General features: G+C 35.4%; 13 protein-coding genes. All 13 read right to left on the reverse strand.

Annotated features, from left to right (window positions below; all coding sequences use genetic code 11):
* The coding region (wzy, locus tag H5200_RS21785; RefSeq protein WP_182762594.1) for an oligosaccharide repeat unit polymerase at window positions 1–961 on the reverse strand (961 nt) is incomplete at its 3' end.
* Window positions 958–1,998 carry a glycosyltransferase family 2 protein gene (locus H5200_RS21790; protein WP_182762596.1) on the reverse strand — a complete coding sequence of 347 codons (1,041 nt, stop codon included), beginning with the start codon at window positions 1,996–1,998 and terminating at the stop codon, window positions 958–960. The genes wzy and H5200_RS21790, both read right to left, overlap by 4 nt.
* The gene (locus H5200_RS21795; protein ID WP_182762598.1) at window positions 1,991–3,514 is read right to left on the reverse strand and encodes an oligosaccharide flippase family protein; all 1,524 of its coding nucleotides are present in this window, start codon (window positions 3,512–3,514) and stop codon (window positions 1,991–1,993) included. Before H5200_RS21795 ends, H5200_RS21790 begins: the two co-directional genes overlap by 8 nt.
* 7 nt (window positions 3,515–3,521) lie before the next feature.
* Window positions 3,522–4,040 (reverse strand): GNAT family N-acetyltransferase, encoded by a 519-nt coding sequence (locus tag H5200_RS21800; protein ID WP_259399256.1) that lies wholly within the window; start codon window positions 4,038–4,040, stop codon window positions 3,522–3,524.
* A 38-nt stretch (window positions 4,041–4,078) separates the two neighbouring features.
* On the reverse strand, window positions 4,079–5,029 hold the full coding sequence (locus tag H5200_RS21805) for a hypothetical protein (protein ID WP_182762601.1): 951 nt from the start codon (window positions 5,027–5,029) through the stop codon (window positions 4,079–4,081).
* A 3-nt stretch (window positions 5,030–5,032) separates the two neighbouring features.
* The gene (locus H5200_RS21810; protein WP_182762603.1) at window positions 5,033–5,722 is read right to left on the reverse strand and encodes a WbqC family protein; all 690 of its coding nucleotides are present in this window, start codon (window positions 5,720–5,722) and stop codon (window positions 5,033–5,035) included.
* Window positions 5,719–6,801, reverse strand: coding sequence for a DegT/DnrJ/EryC1/StrS aminotransferase family protein (locus H5200_RS21815; protein WP_182762605.1), 1,083 nt, complete (start codon window positions 6,799–6,801; stop codon window positions 5,719–5,721). Before H5200_RS21815 ends, H5200_RS21810 begins: the two co-directional genes overlap by 4 nt.
* A gap of 3 nt (window positions 6,802–6,804) precedes the next feature.
* Complete coding sequence (gene rfbA, locus H5200_RS21820; RefSeq protein WP_182762607.1) at window positions 6,805–7,725, reverse strand: glucose-1-phosphate thymidylyltransferase RfbA; 921 nt, start codon at window positions 7,723–7,725, stop codon at window positions 6,805–6,807.
* An 8-nt stretch (window positions 7,726–7,733) separates the two neighbouring features.
* A complete protein-coding gene (locus H5200_RS24150; protein ID WP_259399257.1) occupies window positions 7,734–7,904 on the reverse strand; it encodes a four helix bundle protein in 171 nt (56 codons plus the stop codon).
* Entirely contained in the window at window positions 7,876–8,097 is a 222-nt protein-coding gene (locus H5200_RS24155; protein ID WP_259399258.1) for a four helix bundle protein, read from the reverse strand. Before H5200_RS24155 ends, H5200_RS24150 begins: the two co-directional genes overlap by 29 nt.
* A gap of 73 nt (window positions 8,098–8,170) precedes the next feature.
* Window positions 8,171–9,349, reverse strand: a complete 1,179-nt coding sequence (locus tag H5200_RS21830; RefSeq protein ID WP_182762609.1) for a dTDP-glucose 4,6-dehydratase — start codon at window positions 9,347–9,349, stop codon at window positions 8,171–8,173.
* 1 nt (window position 9,350) lies between these two features.
* Window positions 9,351–10,391: an NAD-dependent epimerase/dehydratase family protein gene (locus H5200_RS21835; RefSeq protein WP_182762611.1), complete on the reverse strand. Its 1,041-nt coding sequence runs from the start codon at window positions 10,389–10,391 to the stop codon at window positions 9,351–9,353.
* A 117-nt stretch (window positions 10,392–10,508) separates the two neighbouring features.
* On the reverse strand, window positions 10,509–11,789 hold the full coding sequence (tviB, locus tag H5200_RS21840; RefSeq protein WP_182762613.1) for a Vi polysaccharide biosynthesis UDP-N-acetylglucosamine C-6 dehydrogenase TviB: 1,281 nt from the start codon (window positions 11,787–11,789) through the stop codon (window positions 10,509–10,511).
* Between the last annotated feature and the right edge of the window lie 74 nt (window positions 11,790–11,863).

Genomic DNA, 11,863 nt, shown 5'->3' on the forward strand with positions numbered 1-11,863 from the left:
ATGGGGAGTAAACACCTAAAATTCCAGCCCAGCCAGATAAGCCTACATCTACGTTCCAAGATAAGCCTGTATCACCGACTAAATATCCAGCAAAATATATATTGATGTCAGGAGAGCATTCAGAAAATTTACAATAAATAGAATTAATTATTCCATTTTGATAAAACCAACCAAACTCCCCTTGAAATAATTTATCTCGCAAGACTGATGAACTTTCAAAAACTAGCGAAACGTATTTTAAATTCTGAAATCTGTCAACGATGGAGTCAAAAACAATAGCAAAAACCGAAAAATAACCTCTTGTAAATAAATTAGAAAAAACATCAGTGATGGGTAGACCTAACCGCATCCCCCATTTTAAAGCATCTAAAAGAGGTAGTAATAGAACAATTAAAGAACCTGAAAAAAATAATATTACGCATGATTTTAAGTTGATCCTAACCGGGTAAAACCTTATTAAAAAAACAATAAAAATAAGAATAACTGATCCCATCCAACCTCGAGATAACAAAGAAATAAAAAAGGTTGCAGAAACTACAAAAAAAAGCTTTTTCGATCGTAAAAATGGAGCCAACAACAAGAATAAAACATCAGGCTGTAATGCAACGAATAAATAATTAAAGTAATTCGCACTATTAAAAGAAAAACCTGATCCAGCTTTGCCTGCACCTGTATAAAGATTAAAAACAAAAAACATAATAGTTATTACAATCAAGAACCAAGCATATTTATCCCCTAATAATTTCACAGGATGCATTTTTTTAATAAATAAAAAATAAAAAAAACTGATCAACAACCAAAAAGAAACCTGAAGAAAATAAGAATACAATATAGAATCAACTTCTAAAGAATAAAATCTACCATATGCATTAAATCCTCCATCACGAAGTAAATTAATCAATGCATATGTGTTTGCCAAAAAGTAAATGAACAGCATTAAAAAAAAAGGATTTAAAATCATAGTATATTTTTAATTTTTTTAAGTAACAAAGAACTCTTATTGCTAAGAATAAATAACCAAAATAATTTCTGGAACACTGAAAAGTAATTTTTATAACGCATATATATCTCTTTACGTTGTAATAATGGAATATTTATATTTTTTAAAAAAGAATACGAAGCGATTGAGATGTTTTTTTTCAAAGAAATTTTTATACGCTCATCCGCATTTAGGTCCTTCGACAAATATTTATTGCATTCAACCATTCGCTCTAATACTTTTTTAACTTTTATATGTGAATGCATACTATTAGACCAACTACCCTCAACGTCAACCCTATATGCACTCATTATCTCGGGAACAAACAATGCACCGTAAGGGCTACTTGCCAGGACTTGTATATAATAGTCTCCAACTGGTGCTTTACTATAAAACCATAATGGTAAACATAACAAAACATCTCTTTTTATTAATAATGATGCTGTAGGCATATAACCTCCACCGTTCTTAATTACACTATTCAAATTTACAGTCTTAATAACTTTATAGTGCATAGCAACGATTCTATTGCTATACACTTTGGTTTGACATGCTATACCCGAGGAGTGAAATGAAATATTTATTTTAGGATGTTTTTTCATTAAAGAAATTTGTATTTTTAGCTTTTCAGGGTTAATCCAGAAATCATCCCCTTCGCAAAGAGCTAAGTATTCACCAACAGACTTATCTAGGGAGTTTTTAAATGGTAAGTGTGCATTTATAGTATATTGATTCTTTTCTTGTAGGATGGGCTTAATTATCAATGGGTATTTTTTTGCATAATAATTAATAATATCAGCAGTTTTATCAAGTGATGCATCGTCATGAATAATTATTTCAAACGGAAAATCCGTTTTCTGCATTAAGAAACCTTTCAGTGCATCCTCTATATAACTTTCTTGATTAAACGCTGTACAAATAACGCTCACAAGTGGCAATTGCGCGCTACCATCCCATTGTGAAGTTATTTGTGCTTGCGTAGGAAGTGATTGCTCACGAAAAGCTTTTAAATCAAACATTTTTAACCTTTGATGAAATAAATCTAAATAGCCCAGTTCTAAAGTACCGAGAGCTTAAAACTGCGATTATAAGTGTCAGTAAAGAAACAGTAATAATTAATATCAACTCTGAAGAGCGAGTTGTTGCTGTGTAAGATGTATCTATTAGGTATTTCGATCCATATACAATAAGCGCTGGAGCTGCAACTACTTTTATGATATCTAGCAATAACCATTGAGCGTGTAAGCCCGGCTCTAGCTTATGATGTACATAACCAGCCCAGCTCAATAAGTAAAGCACGTTAACTACTAGCCACGCATATCCAGCCCCTACCCCGCCATAATAAGTAGCTGCAACAATAATGCTCGGTATTAATACTACAGCCATTATTGCATTGCCTATTAAGTGGTAACGTAAGTCTCCCTTAGCGTACTGTAAATAATATGGAAATGCAGACACGGCTAAGAAACCGTTACCAATAACATATAATGTAAGAATTAATGAGCTATTTTTGGCTAATTCACGATCGCCCGTCCACACATATAGTAAAGACTCTGCAAAAAAAGCTATTATAATAGCGGCTGACCCGCATGTTACGCTAACCAACTGCGTAGCGTTTCTATAAACACTCAATAATTCTAGATGCTTACCTTCTGCATGAAGCCGTGCCATTCTTGGCATTATAGAGCTGCTAATCGGGCCACTTATTATCATTATGCCACTGGCTACAAGTACGGCCATAGTAAAGTATCCATATTCGGCAAGCGGTAAAATACCGGATAATATTAATTTATCAGTTTGTGTAACTAATACCCATACTGATGAGGTAAACGCGATAGCTAATGAAAACTTTAAAACGGGCTTTATTGGCGAAAATGAAAAACCTATTGCCTCTGGTAAACTTATTTTCCTAGGCAGTGAGAGAGCAGCCTTAAAGTAGAGTACCAGTAGCTCTAAAATAGCAATGACAAGTTGATGAGCAAAAAAAACTGATGGGGTAAAGCCATATAGCCACATAGACACAAACACCCCTATAAATCGCAAGGTTGCTATCACTGTATTTACTATACTTAACCAAATGAATTGCTCACACCCGGTAATAACTCCACGGTATAGCCCTGTCATCCATCTTAAAGCAACGCTTATCGCCATAATTTGAACTGAAAATATTACATCTGCAATCGGTATAGAATCAACTTTTAACCACTCACTCGCAATTGAGCTGGCTAACAGCCACAATATTGTGCCACCTAATAACGCTATTGAGATAAAGATGCTACTTAATGCGCGAAATAACTGCCTATAAGCAAGTGCACTCATACTTGCGCCGAAGTAACGAGCAGTTTCTCTGCTAATGGTTGGCGTTAATCCTAGATCCAATAAAGCAAACCAAGCTTGTAACATAGCAAAAAAACCAACTAACCCGTATGCCTCAGCCCCCATATGCTTTACATATAGAGGGAGAATCAATATACCAATTCCGGTTACATAAAGTTGACTGGCATAATTTGCAATAATATTTTTTTTCAGTGACATATATCGCTTAATTACTTTTTTTTATAATTGCCATTAAGATCATATTGGTATATCTTCCATTTTTGTACACTGCGTCCATCAGAGTGCCTTCTTTTTTAAAGCCTACCTTGTTATATAATCCTATTGCTGCTTGATTGTTTTCTGATACAGTTAAATATACCTTATGTAAATTTAAGTCTAAAAATGCATGTTCTAAAACAAGTGTTGTAGCGCGTTTTCCAACGCCTTGCCCTCTGCTGCTTTCATCACCTAACCAAATTGCAAATTCCGTATTACGGTTAAGCCAATCTATATTAAGCAAATAAACAGCACCTAATAACTTATTGGTTTCTTGACAGCAGATGGCTAAGCGGACATTATTCACTCTATTATTCTGATAATTTTCAAACCACTTTTTGTCTATACCTATATCCACGTAACGAAAATTTGCCCCCAAGTAATCAACGGTTTTTTTTGTATTACGCCATTCATTTAAAGTCTCCACATCCGCTATGGATAATTCTCTTAAATAAATCTCTTTCATCATTAATCTCTTTTGGATAAGCTTGAATAAGTATTTTACATTTATAGTTTGGTTCTAATTAATTTAACCAGCTGTAATAATTCAGTTGTACTAATACGTTCGTCAACAGGTAAAAACAAAGTATTTTCAAACATACCTTTCCCTACACTCCCACTATGTTGACTACTCCAGTATCTAGGTAAATAAATTGCATTATCAATAAGTTCCCTACAGATACTAGTAACATTTAACTCTAGTTTAAGTGGGTAACAAAGTGGCACATGGTCATTTATAGGGAGCTGTAATTGGTTTAGTGTTCGAAACTTGTTATATAAAATTTTGTAGTTACGTCGGCGCTTCTCTTTAATTGTGTTTAGATCTGCGCATTTAATTAAATGAGCCGATATTACTGATATCTTTTTTGGTATAAAGCATTCAAGCATCTGTTCTGCGTCTAAAAAACGCGCGTACCCAGCTTGTACATCACCTGCCGCACGTAGTAGCAAATGTCCCACATTTTCGCTAGCATCATACCGAGCCTCAGGCATATTAATTTTTATTTCTGTTCTTAGCAGCCCACCATCGGGTATACCTAAAAATTTACGTGGTGAGTAAATACTTGTTGTACCTTCAATATGTTCACAAAATAAAGCTTGTGAATTATCTACAATAAATAATTCGGGTTTTACGGCAGTTAACATTTTAATTTGTTCATTTAACAAACCAAAGTAATTAACTAACAGTATTCTACTATCGCTTTTCTCTGTTAGCTCTGGGCAATTTACAGGAAGTAGCTGCTCGTTAACCGAATAAAACTTAACCTCAACAGTTAATGACTTAAGTGCTGGAAAAATACTATCGCAAATATAATTTGGCACATACAGTGTTTTAATTTTCGTAGCACTCAGGTATGCATATAAGGCCGCCCGCGCAGATTGAAATTTATAAGCTTCGGTGCCTAATTGCGTATCTAAACTTATTAATGGTAATTGATTATAACCGCCAATGGCCATCGGTTAGACCAACCTATATTTATTGAGTAACTCAATTATTTGTACTTTACTATTCCACATTAATACATCTATCATCGATAGATGAGGTATAAACTCACCTGTATTTTGCGAGTATTCATACTTTTCTATTTCAATAAATGATAATGATATTTCTTTTTTAGCGAAATATTCTTTATTATAAAGTGACTTTCCGCCGGGGCTATTTATATAATCACTTAATTTTAAAACATCAGCCATCGCTATCAACTTGTCAGCAGCAGATAAATCACGGTTATACGCGAGTTCACTTGAAAAATAAAAGTCTTTATTAATACCTAAATAATCAAACACGACAGAAATACTCTTTGCACAAAGATGATCCACACGTCTATTTCCATTATTCAATACAGACTCAACAAGTGGAAAAACACGCTCAAAGTAAGGAGCTTTTTTATAACTTTGTTCAATTGTTTTAAGTGTTTTTTTTATATTTTTATCAAAGCTTAGTTCATTAATTAATATGTTTGATGACATGCCTGGCACCGGAATAGTAAAGCGCTGAGCTTTACCGTTAGACAAAATATTATTCCGATTTATATAGCCTCCTTTTATAAAGGTTACATCGTCATAAAAAACGAATTTATCTACAGCGCTGACTAGTTGGTAATAACCTAAATAAGGAAATAAATAGGGCTGCATTACAGCAAAACTCATAATATCCCCTTAATAACGTAAGTGACTACTAATACATCTTCAACACTCATAAAATTATGTAATGGTAGACAAATTATGCCACCAGCAATGCTTTGACTATTTCCGCAACCAAAACTTTTCTGTTGACTATACGCTACATCTAAAGAAGGAGTAAAATACCTTCGACACTGAATGTTATTATTTTTTAAAGCAGTAATTATACTTTCTTGCCTATCGATATCGGAAATATAAATAGGCATATACGCACCGTTGAAGTTAGCACCTAAATGCCAGTCAGGTAACTTTATTTCGGTTATACTCTTTAACTCTGTACGATAATGATTGAACAATGACGCACGGTGTCTTATCACACTTTCCATTTGATCAAGTAATGTTAAACCAACTGCACATTGATATTCATTAAGCTTAGCATTAATACCAGCTTCACCTAAACTGCCGTCAACTTGAATGCCAAAGTTGATTAATTGCTTTGCTTTTTCATAATCAGCTTTATGTTTAAAAACAATCGCACCACCTTCAATCGTATGAAAGACTTTTGTGGCATGAAAACTTAATGTGCTCGCATCACCAAAATTAAGTACCGACTCCCCACCCACCTTTACACCAAAAGCATGCGCTGCATCATAAACTATTTTTTTATTATATTTATCAGCTACTTTTGCAAGTGATTCTACATCACAAGGGTTACCATAAACATGGGTAGCTACAATACCTTCATAATGCTCATCTTGGCTAAGTGCTTTATCTAACGATAGTGGACACAAGTTATAGCTTTCAGCATCGATATCACAAAATGCAGTTTCAATGCCTTGCCATAATAAAGAACTTGTTGTTGCGACAAAGCTAAATGGGGTCGTTATAGCTGAATTAATATTTAATGCTTTGCAAGCTACCTGAATTGCTAACGTACCATTAGAAACCAATAAAAGGTTTTTTACACCTAAATATTGTTCTAGTCGCTGCGTTAACAATTCATGTAAAGGCCCAAAGTTTGTATACCAGCCGCTATCATTTACCTGAGTTAAATAGTTTGTCAGCGTTGATAAATCTGGTGTAAGAGGTTTATTGAGAGCTATCATTAGTTATACTTTCATTAGTTCAATTAAATACTGGCCATAGCTATTCTTCAAGAACGGCTGTGCTAATTCTTCAACTTGCTTTTTAGTTAACCAGCCGTTATTGAAGCCTATTTCTTCTAAGCAAGCTATTTTATAACCTTGCCGCTTTTCAACGGTTTCAACGAATTGAGCAGCTTCAAGTAAACTTTCATGCGTGCCTGTATCTAACCACGCAAAACCACGCCCTAACATTTCAACATTCAATTTACCTTGGTTTAAATACATTTCATTAAGGCAAGTGATTTCCAATTCACCACGATGAGAAGGTTCGACTTGTTTAGCTAACTTCACTACGGAGTTATCGTAAAAATATAAGCCTGTAACCGCGTAATGTGATTTTGGTTTCGATGGTTTTTCCTCAATTGAAATAGCTTTATTATTTTCGTCAAACTCAACAACTCCAAAGCGTTCAGGATCTTTCACTTGATAACCAAAGACAGTTGCACCTTGTCCATTTTTTGCATTTTGTACTGCATGCTTTAATTTAGGGCTAAAACCTTGTCCATAAAAAATATTATCTCCTAGGACTAAACAAACATCGTCATTACCAATGAAGTCTTCACCCAAAATAAATGCTTGAGCTAACCCATCTGGGCTAGGTTGGACTGTATAACTAAGCTCGACACCAAACTGTGAACCGTCACTTAATAAGCGTTTAAATGAGTCAAGGTCTTCTGGTGTAGTAATAATTAATATTTCACGAATACCTGCTAGCATTAAAACCGATAGCGGATAATAAATCATCGGTTTATCGTAAATTGGCAATAACTGTTTTGATACACCCATAGTGATAGGGTAAAGACGAGTACCAGAGCCACCAGCGAGGATAATTCCTTTGGTACTGCGTAATGATGAATTTGTAGTGCTTAATTTTGAATTATTCATATCCATACTTATTTGTTAGTCTGTGACGTTTTTACAATACTTGTTAGTAACTTAGCTAACTCGTTACTTTCCTTTTGTAAGGTTTCTACATATAGCTCTTTGCTATTTAAATAATCAGTTTCAATGAGTAAATTAATCCAATACTGCGTTTCACGAGCTTCTTTGCTGGCAATACTCATTTTTGGCAACAAAATCAGCCTTACTCTGAGCTGCTTGTGCTTCATTTACATTTGCACCAATTGACGTCCCTGAACGAAGTAACTGCTTAGATAAAACAAACTCTTTATGCTCATTCACCAAGTACTTATATAATTTCACAACACGAATAGAAAACTGAAAACTTTTATCTAATACTGCATTTTGTCTTGCCATACACGTTCCATGTTATGCAATTTTAAATTAATGTTTCAAAATTAACAGCTAATTCAACATTCACAACTTAAAATTACAAAGCCCCTAATCGCTCTCTTTGATACGAACCATCTTGTACATTTTGACACCACGTCTGATTATCTAAATACCATTGCACAGTTTTACGAAGCCCTGTTTCAAAGGTTTCGATTGGTGTCCAGCCTAACTCTTTTTGCATTTTACTTGAGTCAATCGCATAGCGTCTATCGTGACCAGGGCGATCGGTTACGTATGTAATTAGAGAAGAGTAAGTTGTTAAGGGTTTTCCATCTTTACACTTTACATCTCTCGCTTCACTGGGCGCTAGCTCATCTAAAATACTGCAAATTGTTTGTACAACCTCAATATTTTGCTTTTCATTATGACCACCAATATTATATGTTTCGCCTACTTTACCTTCAGTTACTACTTTATATAAGGCTCGGGCGTGATCTTCTACGTATAACCAGTCACGAATTTGATCGCCTTTACCATATATTGGCAAATCTTTACCTTCAAGCGCATTAAGTATTACTAATGGAATAAGTTTCTCAGGAAAGTGGTAAGGGCCATAATTATTTGAACAGTTTGTTACTATAGTAGGAAAACCATAGGTTCTTAACCATGCGCGAACTAAGTGATCACTTGATGCTTTACTAGCAGAATATGGGCTACTAGGGGCGTAAGGCGTTTGCTCAGTGAAAAGAGGCAAGTTTTTAATGTTTGATGATGAATTTTTAATTTTTAATTCATCACTGCTCAATTCACCACTCATCATTAAACACTCATCATTATGAATATCGCTCGGGTGCGGTAAATCCCCATACACTTCATCAGTAGATATATGATGAAAGCGAAAAGCATTTTTAGCAGTAGTATCTAATGCATTCCAATACTCACGGGCAGCCTCTAATAAGGTATAAGTACCAACAATATTAGTTTGTATAAACTCAGCTGGTCCTGTTATTGAGCGATCTACATGACTCTCTGCGGCTAAGTGCATGACTGCATCAGGCTTATGCTGCTTGAATATTCGGTCAAGCTCTGCGCGGTTGCAAATATCAACCTGTTCAAATACATAGCGTTCGCAACTCTTTATAGATTCAAGAGACTCTAAATTACCTGCATAGGTAAGTTTATCAAGGTTTATTACTAAGTCTTGAGTATTTTCAATAATGTGACGCACAACTGCAGAGCCGATAAAACCAGCTCCTCCAGTAACTAATATTTTCATTTTATTTGTTACCTAAAAATTCTTTATACCATGGCATTGCTTTACTAATACCCTGTAATATTTTGTACTCAGGGGCGTATCCTAGGTTATTAACAGCCTTACTTACATCTGCTTGAGAATGGCGTACATCACCAGCTCTAAAATCGCGGTAAATTGGCTCTTGAGTAGCCTCTACATCACATTCTTTAAGAGCAGACTGTATTGACTTATATAAATCATTTAACGTTGTACGATCACCGACAGCTACATTATAAACTTCGTCTTTAGCTTCATCAGGTGCCGTGGCTGCAAGGATATTCATTTGTACTGTATTTTCAATAAAGCAAAAGTCCCGGCTGGTTTCACCATCGCCATTTATATAAACATCCTCACCTTGGATCATCGCCGCAGTCCATTTAGGAATTACTGCTGCATAGGCGCCATTAGGGTCTTGGCGCTGACCAAATACATTAAAGTAACGCAAGCCAATTGTTTTAAAGCCATAAGTACGGGCATAAACACCTGCATAAAGTTCATTTACATATTTAGTTACTGCGTAAGGTGATAGTGGATTACCAATATTTTCTTCAACTTTTGGTAATGCAGGGTGGTCACCGTATGTTGAGCTACTTGCTGCATAAGTAAAGCTTTTAACATTAGCCTCTTTTGCGGCCTGTAGCATATTTAAAAAACCAGTGATATTAGCGGCATTAGTCGTTATCGGGTCTGCAATTGAGCGAGGCACAGAGCCTAGTGCGGCTTGATGTAATACGTAATCAACGTTATTACTATTATTAGATATCGCTTTTTCGCAATCTTGGTAATTACGAATGTCGCCTTCTATAAAATTAAAACCTTGCCACTGCTCTGGTGTAACTAAGCTTTGTACTTCATCTAAGTTATGCTGGTGCCCTGTAGCAAAGTTATCTAATCCAACTACTTTTTGGTTTAATTTTAATAAATGCTCTAAAAGGTTTGAGCCTATAAAGCCTGCAACACCTGTGATTAGCCAAGTTTTTGGTGACGCTAATAATTCAGCTTTAATTTGTTCGTAACGAGTCATGGAGATCCTTATTCGAGCTTCGAGCTTCGAGCTTTCAAAGTTAATTTATAATATTATGAAAAATAGAGTAAAAGAGTAAAAACTTGTATCTTTACTCTTTCTCCTTGAACCTAAGTCTTATAACCGCATATCTACGTCTTGCTTAGGTAGCACATATTTTAAGTCATATAAAACATGTTGCGCTTTACCTAATGCACGTATTTGTGTTGCCCCCATTTCTTTAAACTCGTTATGGCCAACTGCTAGGATTATTGCATCATAACTATTTTGTTTGTGTTCTTCAGTTAGCGCTAAACCATATTCATGTTGTGCTTCATCGTTTGAGCACCAAGGGTCAACAATATCTACATTAATGTTATATTCTTTAAGCTCGCTAACTATATCAACCACTTTGGTATTACGTAAGTCTGGGCAATTTTCTTTAAAGGTTAAGCCCATTACTAATACATTAGCGCCATCAACTTGAATACGCTTTTTCAGCATCTTTTTAACAAGTTCAGAAATCACATGCTTACCCATGCCATCATTCAAACGGCGGCCTGCCAAAATCATTTCAGGGTGATAACCTACACTTTGCGCTTTATGGGTTAAGTAATACGGATCAACACCTATGCAGTGCCCGCCAACTAAGCCCGGGCGAAATGGTAAAAAGTTCCATTTGGTGCCGGCTGCTTCTAATACTTCAAGCGTGTCGATATTAAGCTTATTAAAAATAATTGAAAGCTCATTTATTAGGGCAATGTTTACATCGCGCTGGGTGTTCTCAATTACTTTTGCAGCTTCAGCTACTTTAATTGAACTTGCTTTGTGTGTACCGGCAGTGATTACTGATTTATAAAGCTGATCAACTTTCTCAGCAATTTCAGGGGTTGAGCCAGATGTAACTTTTAAAATATTAGTTACACGGTGCTCTTTATCACCTGGGTTAATTCGCTCTGGTGAATAGCCGGCAAAAAAATCTTGATTGAATTTAAGACCTGACACTTGCTCAACTACAGGCAAGCATTCTTCTTCTGTCGCACCTGGGTATACTGTTGACTCATAAATAATGATGTCGCCATTTTTAACCACTTTACCTAGCATTTCGCTAGCTTTAATAAGCGGTGTTAAGTCAGGTTGTTTATGCTCATCAATAGGTGTTGGTACAGTCACAATATATACATTGCAGCTTTCAAGGTCTGATACAGTGTAAGAGTAATTTAAATGTGGTGATTCTTTAAGCTCTTCATCACTTACTTCAAGTGTTGAATCATGACCTGACTGTAGCTGTGCAATTCGGCCTTGGTTAATATCGAAACCTAAAACTGGGAATTTTTTACCGAATTCAACTGCTAATGGGAGGCCTACGTAGCCTAAACCTATGATGCCAATCTTTAGGTCCGTTAATGAATCGTGCATTTTAATACTCTCTTGATGTTAAATTGTTATTAGCTACGAGCTACGAGCTATCAGCTATCAGCTATCAGCTATCA

Origin of the sequence: Pseudoalteromonas sp. SG43-7 (assembly GCF_014164295.1) — a bacterium.
Lineage (GTDB): Bacteria > Pseudomonadota > Gammaproteobacteria > Enterobacterales > Alteromonadaceae > Pseudoalteromonas > Pseudoalteromonas rhizosphaerae.